The sequence below is a fragment of the Bulleidia sp. zg-1013 genome, from assembly GCF_019798045.1.
Lineage (GTDB): Bacteria > Bacillota_I > Bacilli_A > Erysipelotrichales > Erysipelotrichaceae > Bulleidia.
In genome coordinates this window covers 114,571-132,867 of sequence record NZ_JAGXEX010000002.1, presented here as the reverse complement: position 1 = coordinate 132,867, position 18,297 = coordinate 114,571, and the positions used below count along the sequence as shown (strand labels likewise).

The window sequence follows — 18,297 nt, the reverse complement described above, 5'->3', positions numbered from 1 at the left end:
CACGCTTATTTTCAAGTGTTTAGTCCTTTTCAATACGACGGTTTTCTTAACTGTCAATGTTCAACTTATTATTGCAATTTACGCAAATAACATAAATTAGATTTTTTACTTCTTTATATCTCTTCTGATATTTAATGCGAAACATAAAATTAGAAGCAATATCACAATGGCGTTAGACTAAAAATCTAACGATTGGAGGTTGGTATTTTATGGCTAAGTATAGTTCTGAATTCAAGAAAAAGTTGTAACGCCATTATTTAATTCTCTTGATAAGTCAAATAAGCTTCATAAAGCTCATCTATTTGACTCGGTTGAAATAAATAGGCATCCCCTAACGGAATAAGCTCTCCTTCTTCATATATAAAACCGGCACTTTCCTTCAAAGCAATGACTGCATAGGCTTGATCCTCTAATACATTTAAAATAGCCCGTAAACTTTCTTCACTTTCCACATAATGAAACAATACATCCAAACCGGATATATTCTGAATGTCACTTTTGAGAGGATAAAATTGACTATTCCCAATAAACAAATAAGCCATTGGTCCAATTAAAATTTCTGTCCCTTTATATCGTTGAATATCTGCCATTAAATCAAAATCCAGTAGACGATGATGTGCCAATAAGGCATCATTACCGACAAAGATAACTACATCACAATTCTCCAAAGCATGACGGATTTTAGAAATATTCTGTTCAAACAAACGGCAAAAACACATTTGGTTTTTTGGGACACCATAATAAAAAAGTGAACGAGCAATTTCTTTTTGAGTTGAAGCTTCTAAGCTTTCACCAATCACATGAAATTCTTCTCGAATACAGGTTAGGATAAGAACTCGACTTTCACTATGAAGAAGAGGCAAAAGGTCATCGGCTAGCCAAGATTGAGCCAAAGAAGCAGTGGATAAAATGATTTGTTTCATAAGAACTCCTTGCCACTAGTATAACTTTTAATTCATAATGTTTGTAGTATGAAACGTTATTATGGAGTTGTAAGTGGTCGTGTGCAGGGCGTCGGCTTTCGTTATTTTTGTCAATCTAATGCCCTACGTTTAGGTTTGACTGGCTTAGTTAGAAATTTAGATAATGGAAATGTGGAATTTTATGTGCAAGGTGACGAAACAAGACTAATGGTTTTCTTAGATCAAATTCAACAGGGGGATGGTCGTTTTATTCAAGTTAAAGATTATCAAGTCAAAGAAGTTGACTTAGTTCCTAATGAGAAAAAGTTTTCCTATTATTAATCTCTCTTGGTTGCTGGAAGTGTACCGACCCCTAAAAGTTAGACTTTGATATGTACCCGGAATCCCGGACACATATTTATAAACTAGGCGGAACACATGGATGCTATCCTGTATTGTACAGGTGGCATCCATCCTAGTTTTTCTTTAATTCGTTGTTCATTGTAGTACCTTATATATCGTTCAATTTCTGACTTTAATTCTTCATAACCGTTGTCACTACTTTTTTTGCTTATGTTCGTGTCAATGTTAATAATGCCCAAAAACACGGAGATTCATATATTGGAACTTCTGTAAGTGTCACCATATTATTTTCAATTTCTTCTTAAAAATGAATTTGTGAATCAAAAAACAATTTGAAATCGCTTACATGTGAAAAAAATAATAAATACTATTGCAATCCCCTTTTAAGCAGGTAGAATAGAACTTGTGAAAACAATAACGAAGGAGAAAGTTATGTCTGAAAAAAATTTAAGTCCACAAGAAGAAGTCAACGAATTGGTTGAAAAAGCCTTAATTGCTTTAGATGATTACGCTGGCTACAATCAAGAAAAAATCGACTACATTGTAGCGAAAGCTACTGTTGCCGCTTTGGATCAACATGGTACCTTAGCTCGTTTAGCCGTAGAAGAAACAGGTCGTGGGGTCTTTGAAGATAAAGCCACAAAGAACCTATTTGCTTGTGAATACATGGTGAACTACATGCGTAACCTAAAGACAGTTGGTGTCATCAGTGAAGATTCAGTAACAGGTATTACCGAAGTTGCCGAGCCGGTTGGCGTGGTAGCTGGATTAACCCCGGTAACCAACCCCACTTCAACCGCTATCTTTAAGAGTCTTATTTCCTTAAAGACAAGAAATCCAATTATCTTTGCATTCCATCCAAATGCACAAAAGTCTTCTGCTGAAGCTGCTCGCATTGTTTATGAGGCGGCTCTAAAGGCTGGTGCTCCTAAGAACTGTATTCAATGGATTGAACATCCATCCATGGATGCTACAACAGCTTTAATGAACCATCCTGGTGTTTCAACCATCTTAGCCACCGGTGGTAATGCGATGGTCAAAGCAGCCTATAGTTGCGGAAAACCTGCCTTGGGAGTAGGGGCTGGTAACGCTCCCGCTTATATTGAAGCAACCGCCAACATCAAACAAGCTGTTAATGATATTGCTATGTCCAAAGCCTTTGATAATGGTATGATTTGTGCTTCAGAACAAACGGTTATTGTGGATAAAGAAATTTACAACGATGTCAAAGAAGAATTCAAGCATTACAATGTACACTTCTGTAACGCTAAAGAAAAGAAGCTATTGGAAAAATACATGTTTGGTTGTGAAGCCAACGACAAGAATGTTGAACAAGCAAGATTAAATAGCGCTGTTGCTGGTAAAGCGGCGGCTTGGATAGCTGAACAAGCAGGCTTTACAGTGGATCCTAAGACTTCTATCTTAATTGCTGAAGTAAAAGAACCGGGTGTGAAAGAACCATTATCTCGTGAAAAACTATCCCCTGTTCTAGCTATGGAAAAAGCAGATAGTATTGCGGATGGCTTTGATAAAGCAGAAGCGACGGTTATGTTAAATGGGATTGGTCATACTGCCGCCATTCATACTAGAAATGAAAAGCTCGCAAAAGATTTTGGTAAGCGTATGAAAGCTTGTCGTTTGATTTGGAACTCCCCTACAACCTTTGGTGGTATTGGTAATATCTATAATTCCTTTATTCCATCCTTAACATTAGGTTGTGGATCATATGGACATAACTCTGTATCCGGTAATGTTGGTCCAATCAATTTAATCAATGTCAAAAAGATAGGAAAGAGAAGAAATACTATGCAATGGTTCAAGATTCCAAGCAAGATTTACATCGAACAAAACTCCATTACTTACCTACGCGATATGCGTGAAATCACTCGTGCCTTCATCGTAACCGATCGTACCATGGTTGACTTGGGCTATGTACAACGCATTCGTGAACAATTAACGGCTCGTTTAAATCCTGTCCAAGTGCAATTATTCTGTGATGTTGAGCCTGATCCAAGCTTACAAACGGTTAAAAAAGGTTGGGAATTGATGCAATCCTTTAAACCGGATACTATCATTGCTTTAGGGGGTGGATCCGCCATGGATGCCGCTAAGGGAATGTGGTTATTCTATGAACATCCAGAAGTTGATTTCGCTGACTTGAAACAGAAATTCATGGACGTTCGTAAACGTGCTTTCCAATATCCTGAACTAGGTAAGAAATCTAACTTAGTATGTATCCCAACCACTTCCGGTACTGGATCTGAAGTTTCTCCATTCGCTGTTATTACCGATAAAGAAAAAAACTTAAAATATCCATTAGCTGACTATTCCTTAACCCCAACCGTTGCGATTGTTGACCCTGCCTTGGTGATGAACTTACCATCTAAAGTAACTGCCGACTCCGGCATGGACGTCTTAACTCACGCTTGTGAAGCTTACGTATCTGTCATGGCAACGGACTATACCGATGCTTTAGCACTTAAAGCCGTTACAATGGTCTTTGAATACCTATCTCGTGCCGTTCATAATGGCGCTAAAGATGAAGAAGCTCGTGAAAAGATGCATAATGCGTCCACCATGGCTGGTATGGCTTTCGCAAATGCTTACTTGGGTATGTGTCACTCACTATCCCATAAAGTTGGAGCCGAATTCCATACAGTTCACGGTAGAACTTGTGCTACTTTCTTACCTTATGTCATTCGTTATAATGGCACAAAGCCGGAAAAACCAGGTTTATGGCCTAAATATCAATACTACAATGCTGATGAACGCTATTGTGAATTAGCTCGTGCCATTGGTTTGAAGTTTGATACGGTTCAAGAAGGTGTTCAAAAGTTTGCCCAAGCTGTTTATGACTTAGGAATTGATGTTGGTATGGAAATGAATTTCAAGTCACAAGGAATTGATGAAAAGACTTGGGATGAAAACCGTGAGAAGATTGCTTACTTAGCTTATGAAGATCAATGTTCACCAGCAAATCCTCGTGTGCCTATGATTCAAGATATGATGGATATTATGAAGGCCGCTTATACTGGTGAAGTAATCACTTACAATCAACACTAATCTAAAAAGTGGTATTTCAACAATACCACTTTTTCTTTTGGATAAAAAAATATAACTCCAAAAAGTTGGATTGGTGTCTAACTTTCGGGGGCACTTCATCAAGATTCCCCGCTTATATTACAAATTTTTTGGGACATTTTCACTGAACATTGACACCCATTTTATCCTATTGCAAGGTATACATTAAAATAGCTCCCGCTATTGCCACATTTAAACTCTCAAAACCATCCATTTCAATGCGTGTGATTTCATCACATAAGGCCAATAATTCATCCTTAACGCCTTGTCCTTCATTACCTAAAAGGATAGCGATGTCATTTATTTTCTGAACTTCTTTTAATGGAATGGATTTTTTTAGACTGGTGCCTAAAACTTTTAAACCTTGCTTCTTTAAAAAAGCAATCACACTCTTTAAATCCTGGCGAAAGATAGGCATTGAAAAAATAGCCCCTTGTGAAGATTGCACACACTTCGCATTAAAAGCATCGCAACAATTCTCACTACAATAAATAGCTCCAAAGCCAAACGATTTAGCCGTTCGAATAATCGTTCCAAGATTACCTGGATCCTGTACTTCATCTAACAAAATAACTTTCTTATATCTCTTTTTTTCAAAATGAGGTATTGCACATAAACCAAGTTTATGAATGGTGGATTGCGATGTTTTTAATTTCCGGATGATTTCTTTTGTGACAAGAATATCCCCATCCTCATCCGAAAGAATGGCTTTTAAAACATGAGCATTATTCGCTTCCTCTATCAAATGTTCCGTTTCAACTAGGAAAAGCTGATGTTCATCCCGACCCTTTTTCGTTTGTAAAGAAGTCCATATTTTTACTTTCTTATTTTGTAAAGAAGTAATCCTTTCCATTAATGATGCCTCCTTTGTCGTAATACTTCAAAGCAGAATACCGAACAAGCGCTCGCCGCATTTAAAGCATTCTTAAAGCCGTTCGCATAAGGAATATAAACCGCTTGATTCACCTGTTCCAACACCTGTTTGGATAAACCTCTTAGTTCACCACCAACGCATAGAATAGATGGTTTTGTGTAATCGGCTTCATCATACACAATCGCCTGATGACGATAGCCTGCATAAACAGTAAAGCCTTTTTGTTTCAAAAGCTTTAAATCACCAGCTAAATCTTTGGATTGAATGATGGGGCAATGGTCAAAAGCTCCTGCCGAAGACTTTAAAATAACCGATTCTAAATCATGCCAATGATACTCCGGCATTAAAATGCCATCCACCCCGGCACTATAGGCAGTCCGAACAATATAACCAAAATTAAATGGATCCACAACTCCTTCTACCACTAAAAGAAAAGAGCTATTTTGTATATCCAATTCATCCATTTTTCTTTCACTGACATCCGCTAAAAGACCACCATGGGTTTTACCCAATGCTAAAGCATCAATCTCTTCTCGTTGAACCCGATGAATAGGAACACCGGCTTCATGAGCTTTAAATAAAATATAATTTAAATTTCGGTCTCTTTTCTTTTTATCCACATACAAAGCCTTGATAACTCTTTTTTTGGCTTCCAAAGCCGCTTTGATGGAAGTTGCTCCTTCTAAAATCATACTCTACCTCGACGGATAATATCATCCTTCTTCAATGCAAAGGGAACTGGAATTTCAACAATTTCCATTGGTCTTTTCGCTCTTTCCATAACCTCACCATCAATGTTTTGAATATGGCTTACCACGAAAGAACGCTTTGGCATGCCTGGTGATAATACTTCCAGTGTTTCCCCAAGGCAAAACGCATTCCGTACCTGCATTTTAGCAGTCCCATTTTTATATTCCATAATGGTTGAAATGAAATCATGATTAACATCATGATTGGTCGTTGGATGATAAAGAATTGTTTCTATATCATTTTCACCCGAATACAAACCGCTCGCTGTTTCGCGATTTTCCACACGGGCAATCTCTTTTAAATGAACTGCCATTTCTTCCTTCGTTAATGGTGCTTGTTTCAAACAAATTGCATCAATCAATTCACGATAAGCACGCACCACATTCGCTACATAATATTCCGTCTTCATTCTTCCTTCGATCTTAAAGGAAGACACATTCGCCGCCATTAAATCATGAATGTATTCAGCTGCCATTAAATCCTTTGAACTCATGGTAAATAATTGTCTCTGACTTAATTCTTCATCTCCATCAAACAACTTATATTCCCAACGACACGATTGTGCGCATCCACCACGATTGGCATCTCTTAGAGTCATACGATTAGATAAAGTACAACGCCCCGAATAATTTACACACATACCACCATGAATAAAGGCTTCCACTTCCACCGGACATTCTTTTGTGATAGCTCTTACTTCTTCAATAGAACATTCCCTAGCTAAAACAACGCGGTCTAAATGAAATTCATTCACTAAGAATTTCGCTGTTTCCACATTAGTAATCGACATTTGTGTAGAACAATGTAGCTCTAGTTTCGGTGCCACCTCTTTAGCAATACGCATAATCGCCGGGGAAGCGACGATAATCGCTGTTACACCAAAGTCCTCCAGCCTTTTCAAATACTCTTTTAAACCATCAAAATCTTCCTCATGCGGTATCACATTAACCGTCACGTGCACTCTGGAACCATGTTCTTTCGCAAAAACACAAGCTTCTTGAATATCTTCTAAGCTGAAATTTGAAGCTCGAGAACGCAATGAAAAATTCTGTCCACCTAGGAAGATGGCATCCGCCCCATATAGAATAGCTGTTTTCGCTCTGGCTAAATCACCGGCCGGCGCTAATAATTCCGGTTTTTTCATACCCTCACCGTATCGTTTTTTGACCATAATAACCATCTTCCAACGGCAGATTGGAAAATGCCTTTCTATACTTCATTTCCTCTTCTTCATAGTTGGCTCCATTTAAAATCTTACTATAAGATTGAATAGCCTGTTCATTTTCTTCTTTACTTAAATAATGAGAATTCATTTCCAAGCGTTCAACTCCCCTTTCAACAAACTTTTGAATATACTTAAAACTTTGTAAAACAAAATCCGTATAAATCACGGTTCCAAATTCATCCTCATAAATAGGCATATGTCCATCGCGATGGCTTTCTTGAATCCAAAGTTTTTGATTACGGACCAAGCTGTGCTCTAAATGGCTGTAATTTTGATACGCACTTAACAAATGACGCTTGGAAACAGACATCATCTGATAGCCATGAATGGGTAAAGAAAGATGCGGAACCATCGATGAAATTGTCATGATTTCCCTTTCCGTTAATAAAGGTGAAATAACGGCTCTTTGAAGACCAAGGCTCATCCATATTTCAGCATCTAAAGAAGAAGTAACTAGTGTTTCCGGCGAATAAATCAATTGCTTCATTCTACCTAATTCCTTTGCTTTCTGTAACAAAGCTAAATCAGCGAACAAGATGCTTTCTATTCCCGCTTCTAACAAATCCTGTAAATCCTTTTGAGCTTGTTTAATTTCAAACTGGGAAAATAAGCGATTCATTAAAACCGCCATTCTCCGTTCTTTCATCATTCTTTTTTTTAAATGAATCAACTCTTCTTTCAGAAAAGAGTGAGCGGAACTAAAGCAACTATTTTGAAAAGCAAAGATAAACTCTTCAGCCCCTGCCTTTTCAAAGCTTTCTACATCTTCTAAGTTGTCTATTGTGATGGATAAATAAGTCATAGAACCATTATACACGATAGCCATCCATTTGATGATATACGATACTCTTGTTCTTAATTGTCTTATGGTTAGGTCTATGCTATTTTAGATAGGTCTAATTTAGAAAGGATAGAGAATTTGATGAATTTAAAAGAACGATTTTCAAACAGTGCTAAAAACTTAAAAGATGTCCGTTATCTTGCCATCATGGCTATTTTCATTGCTTTAAAAATTATCGCTACCAACTATCTTCACATCACTGTATCCCATAATTTAAGAGCTGGATTTGGATTTGTTTTAGTGGCAGTTGAAGCTAGTATCTTAGGTCCTGTGGCCGGCATGCTGTCAGCAGCTATTACCGATACCCTTGGTTTTATGTTGCAACCAAATGGGACTTACTTTCCAGGCTATATCTTAACCGCTATGTTAGGTAGTTTCTTTTACGGCATCTTCTTATATGGCAATCAAATTAAAGTTCGTCATTTAATTCTAGCTAAAATGTGCAACTCCATCTTTACCAATATCTTCTTAAACAGTCTTTGGTCCTCTATGCTTTATACCAAAAAAACACTTTGGGGCTATATGACTGCTTCAGCCATTAAAAACACAAGTTTATTCCCACTGGAAGTTATTCTTCTCCTTCTATTATTCAATGCTTTAATTCCTATTCTTAATGCCAAACATCTACGTACAGTCAAAAATGACTTTCCATTGCGTTTCTAGGCTTTTCAAAATGCCTTTTGTTTTGGAGTATAATGGTGAAAAGAGGATTATGTATATGAGCTTTTTAAAGAAAACAAAAAATACAGATGAACTGGTGGATACGGTTTTTTCGTTATCCGAAACAGCAAAGAAGGATTTCGATCCAACAACCGTTAATGCGACAATTGGTACTTTGTATGATGAAAATGGTCAACTATTTGCTTTTGATAGCGTCTTTGCGCCATATGATGAAATTCCCCATACGGTTAAAGCCGCTTACGCTTCAGCCTTTAAAGGAAATGAAAATTATCGTCAAGCCATTTTAAAATGGGTTTTTCAAGATAAAAAAATTCAACTTAAAAAAGAAGTCATTGCGACACCGGGGGGTACAGGAGCTGTCGCCCTAGCTTTTTCAAATTTCTTAGAAGCAGGTCAAACGGTTTTAATCCCTGAGATTGCTTGGCCTGTGTATCAGTTAATGGCTAGTGAACATAATTTAAAAGCTGTTTGTTATTCCTTATTTGAAGAAAATCATTTTAATTTAAATGGTCTTAAAAAACTTATTTTAGAACAGCTTCCATCCAATGATAAATTCCTGCTTGTCATCAATGATCCATGTCAAAATCCAACTGGTTATAGCTTAAGTCTTTCCGAATGGCAAGAACTGGTTTCTTTTCTAAATAGCTTACCTAAAGATAAGCACATCATTTTATTAAATGATGTGGCTTATATGGATTATACTTTCCATAGTGATGGTCGTGCTTTCTTAGAAGTTTGGAATGAATTAGATCATAACATTTTAGCTTTGATTGCTTATAGTTGTTCTAAGAGCTTTACCTCTTACGGTATGCGTCTTGGTGCTTTACTTATGCTCCATCAAAAACAAGAAGTTGTGGATGCTGTGCTACATGTCATGGATAAACAAGCACGTTCTTTGTGGTCAAATATATCCAATTCCGGTATGGAAAATATTGCCAACATCTTAATTCATCCGGAAGCTTATTTAAAAGAAAAAGACTTAGCCGTTCAATTATTGAAAAAAAGAGCTGACTTATTTATGCAACAAGCTGATGCTTGTGGTTTACGCTATTATCCTTTTAAAGAAGGTTTCTTCTTGACCTTGGTTTGTGATGAAAAACGAGAAGCTTATCATCAAGCTCTTATCAAGCACCATATTTATTGTGCTCTTGTTCCAAAGGGAATTCGTATTGCCCTTTGTTCCTTACCATTAGTGAAAATAGATGGTCTAGCCAAACGCTTAAAAGAAATACAAGGAGAATTATAATGCCAGCCGCTACAACTCATGACATCTTTGCGAAGGCCGTGTATCGCTTATATTCACCATCTGTTCGTCAAGAAATTCCTTTTAATGCGCTTTATCTTTTAGGCTCTCAAGGTCCGGACTTTCTTTTCTTCTCCTCCACTTCTTTTGGTCAACTTAATCAATTAGGCAGGCGTTTGCATCGGGAGAAAGTAAAAGAAACATTAGAATTTCTTACATCGTATCAGCAACTAAATCCACGTTTAAAGCCCTATGTAGCAGGTTTTATTTCTCATTATGTATTAGACGCTTTCTCACATCCCTTTATTGATGCCAAAGCGAAAGAGCTAAATCATAAGAATGCTCATATTGAAATTGAATCACAGATTGATACTTGGTCTTTGTCTCAACAAGGATTGAAAATTCAAGATTATCGAGTGCATAAACACGTCCATCTAAACCATGTCAATAAAGAATTAGTCGCTACAATGTATCAGTGTTTATTCAAAGAAATCTTTCATGTGGATGTAAAGGTCAAGAAACTTATTTCTTGTTTGGCAGACTTTGAGATTGGTTTACTGCTTTTAAAACCAAATGCGACCAAATTCAAATGGGTAAGGCGTATTGAAAAGTTTTATGGCTTAAATCCCTTTATATCTTCGATGATGCTAAAACAGGACTCAGCTTTAGATTTTCTAAATTTACAGCATGAAGCCATCCAAACAGAATTGGGTGTCAGTAAACTAAGTTATCCTGAAGTTTATGGTAAAGCATGTGTTGTCGCAGCTTCGATTATGAACGAACATTTAGATCCTTACTTGCTTTGTGACTTCAATGGTCGACCAATAAAAAAAGACACAAACGACTAATCGTCTGTTTGTGCCCAGCTTGGCAATTCTTCACCCTTACGAACTAAGATAGTCTTTTGGTAATCCGTTTGATTGAGGTAACGAAGGATGGCTTCCTCTTCCTCAGGACTACAGCCCACTAAAATCTTAACATCCATTTCGCGACTAAGAATATCAACTGCTATCACTAAAGAAGTAATCTTATTCCGATTTTCACTACCGGCATAAAGACTAGCACCATTACCATTGGTACTCTTAGTTTCATTTACATAACCATAGTCAGCCGGATAAATTAAATTTGGAAATTGGGGATGTCTTTCCCCTTTTTTTCTTAGAATGGTATATCCACTTGATAAAAATAGTGTATCAACCTTTTGCCAAAAATAAGCACTGTTTTGTAGTTCCATACGATTCCCCTTGAACATCTTTATCATTCTACTATTTTCAAAAGAAAATGTAAATAATTACGAAACATTTTGAAACTTTTTACATGTGTTTCAATGGGATTTTTAAATGTTGCAACATAGCTTCACAATCATAGATTTCATATTTCGACATTACCGCTGCCACAATCGCTAAACAAGCATAAGCATCCGAACCGGCATGATGATGATTCAAAGGAACATCCAAATACTGTGCTACGGTATTTAATTTATGATTGACCAATAAAGGAAAGGCTCTTTTGGATAAAGGAACCGAATCAAAATAAACTACCTTTGGTAAAGGACAACCTGTATTCAAGCAACAATCTCGTATCACCGACATATCAAACAAAGCATTATGGGCTACGACAATTCCACTTTCCAACAAGTCTTTAATCTTTGGATAAACCTCCGGCAAAGTTGGTGCATCCTGTACATCCTTAGGGTGAATACCATGTACCTTCATATTGAAGTATTCAAAGTGATTGGCGTTTTTAGCCGGCTTAATCAAACTATAAAAAGTTTCTTCTAATACCCCATCTTCTAAAACACTTAATCCAATTGCACACATACTTTTATGATTAGAATTGGCGGTTTCGACATCCACTGCAATAACTCTAGTCATGGTCTTCCTTCACATGTAAATACGTGACTTGGAAGATTTTTTCAATATGTTCATCATCCATTGAATAAAAAACATTCTTACCTTCTTTACGCATACGCACCAATTTTGTTTTCTTTAAAGAAGCGAGCTGATGGGAAATGGCTGATGTACTCATATTCAATAAAATAGCTAAATCACCCACACACATCTCTGAAACAAATAAGGCCGACATAATTTTCAAACGAGTTCCATCCGCAAACATTGAAAAAATCATCGACATACCGGCAATATCTTCCTCTGTAATCATTGCCATCTTCGCTTTCGCAACTGCTCTTTCGTCTACAATACTCATGCTTTTCCTTCTTTCTTTAGCGCATATCTATCCATATACACTTGAATCCTTTTTTTATTATAAAATGGTATCACTTGAATGGAATCATCACATAACACAAAACGGATTCGATCTTGTTCCCAATCTTTTTCATAGGACCAACGATACAGTTCATCCCAATACAATAAAAAGACTTCTTCTCTTTTTTGATATAAGACCAAATAATCTTTCGTTACTTCTAGTAAAGGAATATCAGGAAACTGGAATAGACAAATTAAACAATACGCCGCTATCACAAGACCCATCAATCCCCAGACCACATTTACCGCAAACAAAGCCAATGATAAAAATAATACCATATATAGCACAAATTTCGGTTTAGCATAAAAACGTTTTTCAATCAATCGTCGGCTATCCAAATTAGCCACCGCTATCACATGCGATTTCATGGAAATATTATAGCACTTTCTATTTTCCTGTTATAATACTAAATTGGAAAAGAGGTTCTATGAAAAGCCCTATCAATTTTGAAATTACACATATTTGTAAACAATCAGCAGCTAGAACCGGTATCCTTCATACGCCTCATGGTGATGTGGAAACGCCCATGTTTATGCCTGTCGGCACTTTAGCTACTGTTAAATTCATTTCTCCGGAAGAACTTTATGCGATGCACACCGGTGTTGTTTTAGCCAATACGTATCATTTATGGCTAAGACCCGGTGAAGATATTATTGCTAGGGCTGGGGGTGTTCAAAAATTTATGAATTATAAAGGACCCATGTTGACAGATTCAGGAGGCTTTCAGGTTTTCTCTCTTTCGGATACAAGAAAGATTGCTGAAGAAGGTGTTTACTTCAAGAATATCTTCAATGGGGATTCTTTATTCTTATCTCCCGAAAAATCCATTCAAATCCAAAATAAAATCGGTGCCGATATTATGATGTCTTTTGATGAATGTATCCCTTACCCCGCCACGTATGATTACGCTAAAAAGTCCATGGAAAGAACACTTCGTTGGGCGGCGCGCGGTAAAAAAGCCAATGAGCGCCCTGATGAACAAGCTTTATTTGGTATTGTTCAAGGTGGGGATAATGAGGATTTACGCCGTTATTGTGCTGAGAAACTAGTCGAAATGGACTTTTCCGGTTATGCGATTGGTGGTACTTCCGTTGGTGAAGATAAAGAAACGATGATGCGTATGGTGGATTATTGTATCCCTTATCTGCCGGAAGATAAACCAAGGTATTTAATGGGGGTTGGAGCGGTGAATGATTTATTAGGAGCGGTCTTAAGAAATATTGATATGTGCGATTGTGTCCTACCAACTCGTATTGCTCGTCATGGTACTTTATTAACCAGTGAAGGTCGTATCAATATTCATAAAGCAATTTACAAGGATGACTTTCGTCCTTTGGATAAGAAATGTGATTGCTATTGTTGTGAAAATTATAGTCGTGCTTATCTTCACCATCTTTTCAAAACCAAAGAAGGTTTTGGAACTCGCTTAATGTCGATTCATAATATTCGTTTCTTAATTCGTTTAATGGAAAAGGCAAGAAAGGCGATTAAAGAAGATCGTTATTTGGACTTTATGAATGAAACCCTAGCCAATATGGGCTTTGATGAAAGAGGATTTTAGATGAAAACAGATTGGAAAACCGGTGATTTTGATTATGATTTGCCCCATGAACTCATTGCTCAAAGTCCTTTAAAAGACCGAGCAACTTCTAAAATGTTATGGATTCATAAGCAAAGTCAACAGTATGAAGACAAACATTTCCATGATATTGTGGATATTTTAAAACCCGGGGATGTCATTGTGAGAAATAACACTCGTGTTATCCCAGCCCGTTTATTTGGTATTAAAGAAGAAACCGGTGCTCATGTGGAATTATTATTATTGAAACAAAACGAAAAGGACGTTTGGGAATGTTTAATCGGTAATGCTAAAGTGGTTAAAGTTGGCACAATGGTTTCTTTTGGTGATGGATGTTTAAAGGCACAGTGTCTTTCTATCAAAGAAAAAGGACTTCGTCAAATGAAGATGATTTATGAAGGTATTTTTACAGAGATACTGGATGAATTAGGACAAGTTCCTTTACCACCTTATATTAAGGAAAAACTAGCTGATCCAGAGCGCTACCAAACCGTGTACGCAAAAGTAGAAGGCTCAGCCGCCGCTCCAACCGCCGGCTTACACTTCACCAAAGAAGTGGATGAACAATTAAAAGCTAAAGGAATCACAATTGTAGAAGTGACGCTTCATGTTGGCTTAGGTACTTTTCGACCAATGGATGTTGAAGATGTCCATGATCATGTCATGCATTCAGAAGTCTATGAAATGTCTAAAGAAACAGCTTCTATTTTAAACCGAGCAAGACAAGAAAAGAGACGTATTGTTGCGATTGGAACCACTTCCGTTCGTACTTTAGAAACCGTTTGGAATCGCTTTGGTCAATTTCAAGAATGCCATGGTGAAACAACTTTGTTCATTTATCCTGGTTATGAATGGCACACTTGTGATGTAATGCTAACGAATTTTCACTTACCAAAGTCCACTTTGTTAATGATGATTTCTTCTTTTATGGGCTATGAATTTACGAAAGAAGCCTATCGCCATGCGGTGGATGAAAAATACCGTTTCTTCTCTTTTGGCGATTGCATGTTGATTGATAATGACTGAAGAAGAAAAGAAAGAATATATCGAATACATCCAAGGCATTCGCCATTCTTTTAAAACCAACTATTATTTACAGTCTTTAAAAGAGATTGAAAAGAATAAAAAAGAAAAACCCGGTCATAAACCAAGTTTACTCTTGCATGTTTGTTGTATTGTTTGTGCTTGTTGGCCTTTGGAATTTCTTCGTGAACACTTTAATGTAACGATTGTATTCAATAATTCTAATATTTATCCTGAAAGTGAATATCATAAACGTTTTAATGAAGTTAAACGGTATCTTCATGAGCGTTACAAGGACGAAATACCAATCATTGAATTGCCTTATCGACAAGCTGAATTTATTGAAAAATTAAGACCTAGAGCAAGTGATCCGGAAGGATGGAAACGTTGTTTTATGTGCTATGAGGATCGTATGGGTGAATCTTATCTTTATGGTGAAGAACATGGCTTTGATTATTTCACAACAGTTATGACCTTTTCACGCCAAAAGAACTCGCAAAAAATCAATCAAATTGGGGCTTCTTTACAAGAGCGTTTTTCTAAAACTAAGTATTTCTTCTCGGATTTCAAGAAAGCCGATGGCGCTAAAAAAGCGAATGAACTTGTTCAAAGATATCATATCTATCGCCAAGATTATTGCGGTTGCGTCTATTCTTATCAAGAAAAGATACATCGGGATAAACAAAAATAAACCCATTCATTTCAAAAGATGAACGGGTTTTATTTAGACGATGTCTTCCTCTGCATCCGACCAATAGTAAGTAAGGTCTTCTTTTGAATAATCCTCTGATTCACCACGAAAGAATATACCAATTTTTGTGATAACTTATCCCTTTACCATCACTTTCGCATTATCGATAAATGAACTAGATATTTCTATCCCCTTACTTTTCCTACAATCATTGTACTAAAGTCAAAAAACAGTTACAATTCTTTTTAAATCTGCTATATTTTCCAAGGGGTGATTTCATGAAAGAAAGGATTATTCATCAAGACCTTAAACTAATACCTTATTACCAAAATGATGAAGTATCCCTTGCTTGGTATCAAGATTTAGATATCTGTAAACAAGTTGATAACCGAAATAAACCATATGATTTAGAAAGCTTACATCGTATGTACAATTACCTAAACACACATGGTGAATGCTACTACATTGAATACAAAGGTGTTTTAATAGGTGATATTTCTTTGCGAGATAATTCCGAAATAGCCATTGTTATATCCAAACCATATCAAGGAAAACACATTGGTAGAAAATGCTTGTTAGAAATAATAAAACTAGCGAAGGAAAAAGGTATGTATAAAGTTATTGCCAATATCTATTCTTTCAACAGACAAAGTCAATACCTCTTTCAAATTCTTGGTTTTCAAAAAACAGAGGATGAATGGTATGAATTCATCCTTTAAAACAAAGCACTTTTAGGATTTTGATATAAACTTTAATCTTGTCTCAGCACATAAATTTTATATTGAATCTTTGTTATGAACCTAACAAATCATGATATAATATGGTGAAGGTATGTGCTCGTGGCGCAAGTGGACAGCGCATTTGATTCCGAATCAAAAGGTTATGAGTTCGAATCTCATCGAGCACACTAGAAAAGCTTGTTGATTGTATTTTATACGGATTTCAACAAGCTTTTTTGTGTAGTTAATTATTCAATAAAATAAGTTTTCCTGATGAAAACAAAAATTTTACTTCAATTGCTTTACCTAAGGTTTCCCCATCCACATGAATATAAACAGGCTGATTAAACTTAAAGTGTTCCTGATCTTTTTGTTCAATATGTACATAGGGTGTATTCACATGCTTACCATCCCTAGCACTTGGTATCAAGCTCACCATACGAAAACGCTTAATCTTAGAAATTTTAACAAAATCCAATAAACCATCTTCCGCACTAGCGTTAGGACTAAATAAGAAACCACCACCCTCATAGCGTTGATTCATCACCGCAATAAAGGCAATTTCTTCCTTTTCATCGCTTAAAGAAAATGGTTTATATTCAAACATGGATAAAGCACCATAGGCAAGATAAACCAAATGTCCCATACCAATCTTATTCAATCGCGTTTTCCAATGACTTTTGGATACATGGTAACAAGCCAAAGCATCATAGCCAATTCCACAAGAAATCAAGAAACGACGTCTTTGTGGATAATCCCCTTGTAAAATTTGAATTTCCGGAACATCCACTTGCCGATATCCCTCTTTCAAAATAGCCTCTAAAGCCACTTGTGCATCACGCGTAATATTCATTCCCCGACCAAAATCATTTCCCGATCCACTTGGTATATACCCCAAACGAACCTTTGTGAAATCGCGAATGGCATTGACCGCTAAATTCATCGAACCATCCCCACCAATAATAATGACATCCATCACTTGTCCATGCTGTAAACCTTTTAAAATATCGTTGACATCATGGTTTTTCGTCGAAAAGAACACTTGATATAAAATACCTCTTTTCTGAAATTCATTTTCTACATACAGCCATGTTTTATTTCGGTACGATCCTGAACCGGGATTTACAATCACATAATACACAAAGCCTATTCCTCCTCAAATCTAAGGATACAATTTTGTCCATCCCCACTTATTTTTACATTCGAATAAATTGCTTTCAACTCATCTTCATACATTTTCGGAAATGGCATGGCTGGTGAATAGTGCGTTAACCAAAGTTGTTTCACCTGACACTTTCGAGCGATATCGCAAGCTTCTTGCATCATCATATGCTTATTCATTTGTGCATTCTCTATCTTTTCAACATCACCATACATTCCTTCCGCCACCAACAAATCCACCTGTAAAGACTGTTGCACCAAGGAACTAGCCGGTCTAGTATCTGTCGCATATACAAAAGAAATACCTTTTCTCTTATCTCCTAAAACAGCGCTTGGTTGAATTTCTTGACCATTAAAAGTAATCATTTCTCCCTTTTGAAGTTTAGACCAATATTGCACCGGCAAACCGAAAGCCTGTGCTTTTTCAACTAAGAATTTTGGTTTTCTCTTCAAATCAAAACGGTATCCCAAACATTCCACACTATGCACCAATGGAAACGCCTGTACCTCTAAATCTTCTAGTCTAAAATGAGAATGACCATCCATTTCAATGCATTCAATCGCAAAGGGAATAAAACGAGCAATTAAGCTAACCCCTTGAATAATTTCCTTTAGTCCTTTTGGTCCATAAATACGAATTGGTTCCGTACGGCTATTTTTTGCCATAGTTAGCAATAAACCGGGTAGACCGGCCGTATGGTCCGCATGATAGTGCGTCAAAATAATCGTATCAATTTGTTTCAAAGAGAGCCCTTGTTCTTGTAGAGCAATCTGTGTTCCCTCACCACAATCTATCAAAGTAGCTTTTCCTTTGACCTTAATATATAGCGAAGTTAACCAACGGTTTGGTAATGGAACAGTTCCACCAGTTCCAATTAAATGAACTTCTATCATGTTGC

At 36.7% G+C, this 18,297-nt stretch carries 21 protein-coding genes and 1 tRNA gene; 10 read left to right on the top strand and 12 right to left on the bottom strand.

Going from position 1 to position 18,297, the window contains the following annotated elements; all coding sequences use genetic code 11:
- Positions 1-257: 257 nt before the first annotated feature.
- Positions 258-923, bottom strand: coding sequence for a hypothetical protein (locus K7I92_RS02415; RefSeq protein ID WP_220281907.1), 666 nt, complete (start codon positions 921-923; stop codon positions 258-260).
- 48 nt (positions 924-971) lie between these two features.
- Here K7I92_RS02415 and K7I92_RS02410 point away from each other — a divergent pair, with 48 nt between their 5' ends.
- The gene (locus tag K7I92_RS02410; protein ID WP_203244508.1) at positions 972-1,244 is read left to right on the top strand and encodes an acylphosphatase; all 273 of its coding nucleotides are present in this window, start codon (positions 972-974) and stop codon (positions 1,242-1,244) included.
- Between the two features lie 83 nt (positions 1,245-1,327).
- Here K7I92_RS02410 and K7I92_RS02405 read toward each other — a convergent pair whose 3' ends face one another.
- A complete protein-coding gene (locus K7I92_RS02405; protein WP_370541390.1) occupies positions 1,328-1,510 on the bottom strand; it encodes an IS3 family transposase in 183 nt (60 codons plus the stop codon).
- A gap of 160 nt (positions 1,511-1,670) precedes the next feature.
- Here K7I92_RS02405 and adhE point away from each other — a divergent pair, with 160 nt between their 5' ends.
- Positions 1,671-4,328 carry a bifunctional acetaldehyde-CoA/alcohol dehydrogenase gene (gene adhE / locus K7I92_RS02400; protein WP_370627432.1) on the top strand — a complete coding sequence of 886 codons (2,658 nt, stop codon included), beginning with the start codon at positions 1,671-1,673 and terminating at the stop codon, positions 4,326-4,328.
- A 166-nt stretch (positions 4,329-4,494) separates the two neighbouring features.
- On the opposite strand, the gene K7I92_RS02395 is transcribed toward adhE, so the two are convergent.
- Genes K7I92_RS02395 through K7I92_RS02380 form a run of 4 tightly spaced genes read right to left on the bottom strand, consistent with a single transcriptional unit; the run spans position 4,495 to position 8,021 of the window.
- Positions 4,495-5,199 carry an RNA methyltransferase gene (locus K7I92_RS02395; protein ID WP_220281905.1) on the bottom strand — a complete coding sequence of 235 codons (705 nt, stop codon included), beginning with the start codon at positions 5,197-5,199 and terminating at the stop codon, positions 4,495-4,497.
- On the bottom strand, positions 5,199-5,912 hold the full coding sequence (locus K7I92_RS02390) for an RNA methyltransferase (protein ID WP_220281904.1): 714 nt from the start codon (positions 5,910-5,912) through the stop codon (positions 5,199-5,201). Before K7I92_RS02390 ends, K7I92_RS02395 begins: the two co-directional genes overlap by 1 nt.
- Complete coding sequence (locus tag K7I92_RS02385; RefSeq protein ID WP_220281903.1) at positions 5,909-7,141, bottom strand: U32 family peptidase; 1,233 nt, start codon at positions 7,139-7,141, stop codon at positions 5,909-5,911. The genes K7I92_RS02390 and K7I92_RS02385 overlap by 4 nt, the downstream gene beginning before the upstream one ends.
- Positions 7,119-8,021 (bottom strand): U32 family peptidase, encoded by a 903-nt coding sequence (locus K7I92_RS02380; RefSeq protein WP_220281902.1) that lies wholly within the window; start codon positions 8,019-8,021, stop codon positions 7,119-7,121. Before K7I92_RS02380 ends, K7I92_RS02385 begins: the two co-directional genes overlap by 23 nt.
- Before the next feature lie 96 nt (positions 8,022-8,117).
- Between K7I92_RS02380 and K7I92_RS02375 the strand changes: the two genes are divergently transcribed.
- From K7I92_RS02375 to K7I92_RS02365, 3 genes are read left to right on the top strand one after another with little or no spacing between them, the layout of a single operon-like run.
- Positions 8,118-8,699: a folate family ECF transporter S component gene (locus K7I92_RS02375; RefSeq protein WP_203244514.1), complete on the top strand. Its 582-nt coding sequence runs from the start codon at positions 8,118-8,120 to the stop codon at positions 8,697-8,699.
- Positions 8,700-8,754: 55 nt separating this feature from the next.
- Complete coding sequence (locus K7I92_RS02370) at positions 8,755-9,963, top strand: pyridoxal phosphate-dependent aminotransferase (protein WP_220281901.1); 1,209 nt, start codon at positions 8,755-8,757, stop codon at positions 9,961-9,963.
- Positions 9,963-10,808 (top strand): zinc dependent phospholipase C family protein, encoded by an 846-nt coding sequence (locus K7I92_RS02365; RefSeq protein ID WP_220281900.1) that lies wholly within the window; start codon positions 9,963-9,965, stop codon positions 10,806-10,808. Before K7I92_RS02370 ends, K7I92_RS02365 begins: the two co-directional genes overlap by 1 nt.
- Here the strand turns inward: K7I92_RS02365 and K7I92_RS02360 are convergent.
- The 4 genes from K7I92_RS02360 to K7I92_RS02345 all read right to left on the bottom strand — a co-directional run bounded on the left by K7I92_RS02360 (position 10,805) and on the right by K7I92_RS02345 (position 12,593).
- The gene (locus tag K7I92_RS02360; RefSeq protein WP_203244517.1) at positions 10,805-11,194 is read right to left on the bottom strand and encodes an Inorganic pyrophosphatase; all 390 of its coding nucleotides are present in this window, start codon (positions 11,192-11,194) and stop codon (positions 10,805-10,807) included. The two genes, K7I92_RS02365 and K7I92_RS02360, sit on opposite strands and share 4 nt — an antisense overlap.
- A gap of 79 nt (positions 11,195-11,273) precedes the next feature.
- Positions 11,274-11,834, bottom strand: a complete 561-nt coding sequence (locus tag K7I92_RS02355) for a 3'-5' exonuclease (protein WP_203244518.1) — start codon at positions 11,832-11,834, stop codon at positions 11,274-11,276.
- On the bottom strand, positions 11,827-12,165 hold the full coding sequence (locus K7I92_RS02350; RefSeq protein WP_006627100.1) for a metalloregulator ArsR/SmtB family transcription factor: 339 nt from the start codon (positions 12,163-12,165) through the stop codon (positions 11,827-11,829). The genes K7I92_RS02355 and K7I92_RS02350 overlap by 8 nt, the downstream gene beginning before the upstream one ends.
- On the bottom strand, positions 12,162-12,593 hold the full coding sequence (locus tag K7I92_RS02345; protein ID WP_220281899.1) for a hypothetical protein: 432 nt from the start codon (positions 12,591-12,593) through the stop codon (positions 12,162-12,164). Before K7I92_RS02345 ends, K7I92_RS02350 begins: the two co-directional genes overlap by 4 nt.
- A 59-nt stretch (positions 12,594-12,652) precedes the next feature.
- Here K7I92_RS02345 and tgt point away from each other — a divergent pair, with 59 nt between their 5' ends.
- The 5 genes from tgt to K7I92_RS02320 all read left to right on the top strand — a co-directional run bounded on the left by tgt (position 12,653) and on the right by K7I92_RS02320 (position 16,425).
- Positions 12,653-13,786 carry a tRNA guanosine(34) transglycosylase Tgt gene (gene tgt, locus K7I92_RS02340; protein ID WP_220281897.1) on the top strand — a complete coding sequence of 378 codons (1,134 nt, stop codon included), beginning with the start codon at positions 12,653-12,655 and terminating at the stop codon, positions 13,784-13,786.
- On the top strand, positions 13,787-14,830 hold the full coding sequence (gene queA / locus K7I92_RS02335) for a tRNA preQ1(34) S-adenosylmethionine ribosyltransferase-isomerase QueA (protein ID WP_220281896.1): 1,044 nt from the start codon (positions 13,787-13,789) through the stop codon (positions 14,828-14,830).
- Positions 14,823-15,518, top strand: coding sequence for an epoxyqueuosine reductase QueH (locus K7I92_RS02330; RefSeq protein ID WP_220281895.1), 696 nt, complete (start codon positions 14,823-14,825; stop codon positions 15,516-15,518). Before queA ends, K7I92_RS02330 begins: the two co-directional genes overlap by 8 nt.
- A gap of 278 nt (positions 15,519-15,796) precedes the next feature.
- The gene (locus K7I92_RS02325; protein ID WP_220281894.1) at positions 15,797-16,237 is read left to right on the top strand and encodes a GNAT family N-acetyltransferase; all 441 of its coding nucleotides are present in this window, start codon (positions 15,797-15,799) and stop codon (positions 16,235-16,237) included.
- Between the two features lie 114 nt (positions 16,238-16,351).
- Positions 16,352-16,425: transfer RNA gene (locus K7I92_RS02320), tRNA-Arg, on the top strand.
- A 56-nt stretch (positions 16,426-16,481) separates the two neighbouring features.
- On the opposite strand, the gene K7I92_RS07625 is transcribed toward K7I92_RS02320, so the two are convergent.
- Entirely contained in the window at positions 16,482-17,378 is an 897-nt protein-coding gene (locus K7I92_RS07625) for a diacylglycerol kinase family protein (RefSeq protein ID WP_220281893.1), read from the bottom strand.
- Positions 17,379-17,383: 5 nt separating this feature from the next.
- On the bottom strand, positions 17,384-18,292 hold the full coding sequence (locus tag K7I92_RS02310) for a ribonuclease Z (RefSeq protein WP_220281892.1): 909 nt from the start codon (positions 18,290-18,292) through the stop codon (positions 17,384-17,386).
- Positions 18,293-18,297: the final 5 nt, after the last annotated feature.

Coding starts and splice junctions, on each gene's coding strand:
- K7I92_RS02415 (WP_220281907.1), bottom strand. CDS start 923: ATGAAACAAATCATTTTATCCACTGCTTCTTTGGCTCAATCTTGGCTA.
- K7I92_RS02410 (WP_203244508.1), top strand. CDS start 972: ATGAAACGTTATTATGGAGTTGTAAGTGGTCGTGTGCAGGGCGTCGGC.
- K7I92_RS02395 (WP_220281905.1), bottom strand. CDS start 5,199: ATGGAAAGGATTACTTCTTTACAAAATAAGAAAGTAAAAATATGGACT.
- K7I92_RS02390 (WP_220281904.1), bottom strand. CDS start 5,912: ATGATTTTAGAAGGAGCAACTTCCATCAAAGCGGCTTTGGAAGCCAAA.
- K7I92_RS02385 (WP_220281903.1), bottom strand. CDS start 7,141: ATGGTCAAAAAACGATACGGTGAGGGTATGAAAAAACCGGAATTATTA.
- K7I92_RS02380 (WP_220281902.1), bottom strand. CDS start 8,021: ATGGCTATCGTGTATAATGGTTCTATGACTTATTTATCCATCACAATA.
- K7I92_RS02375 (WP_203244514.1), top strand. CDS start 8,118: ATGAATTTAAAAGAACGATTTTCAAACAGTGCTAAAAACTTAAAAGAT.
- K7I92_RS02370 (WP_220281901.1), top strand. CDS start 8,755: ATGAGCTTTTTAAAGAAAACAAAAAATACAGATGAACTGGTGGATACG.
- K7I92_RS02365 (WP_220281900.1), top strand. CDS start 9,963: ATGCCAGCCGCTACAACTCATGACATCTTTGCGAAGGCCGTGTATCGC.
- K7I92_RS02360 (WP_203244517.1), bottom strand. CDS start 11,194: ATGGAACTACAAAACAGTGCTTATTTTTGGCAAAAGGTTGATACACTA.
- K7I92_RS02355 (WP_203244518.1), bottom strand. CDS start 11,834: ATGACTAGAGTTATTGCAGTGGATGTCGAAACCGCCAATTCTAATCAT.
- K7I92_RS02350 (WP_006627100.1), bottom strand. CDS start 12,165: ATGAGTATTGTAGACGAAAGAGCAGTTGCGAAAGCGAAGATGGCAATG.
- K7I92_RS02345 (WP_220281899.1), bottom strand. CDS start 12,593: ATGAAATCGCATGTGATAGCGGTGGCTAATTTGGATAGCCGACGATTG.
- tgt (WP_220281897.1), top strand. CDS start 12,653: ATGAAAAGCCCTATCAATTTTGAAATTACACATATTTGTAAACAATCA.
- queA (WP_220281896.1), top strand. CDS start 13,787: ATGAAAACAGATTGGAAAACCGGTGATTTTGATTATGATTTGCCCCAT.
- K7I92_RS02330 (WP_220281895.1), top strand. CDS start 14,823: ATGACTGAAGAAGAAAAGAAAGAATATATCGAATACATCCAAGGCATT.
- K7I92_RS02325 (WP_220281894.1), top strand. CDS start 15,797: ATGAAAGAAAGGATTATTCATCAAGACCTTAAACTAATACCTTATTAC.
- K7I92_RS02310 (WP_220281892.1), bottom strand. CDS start 18,292: ATGATAGAAGTTCATTTAATTGGAACTGGTGGAACTGTTCCATTACCA.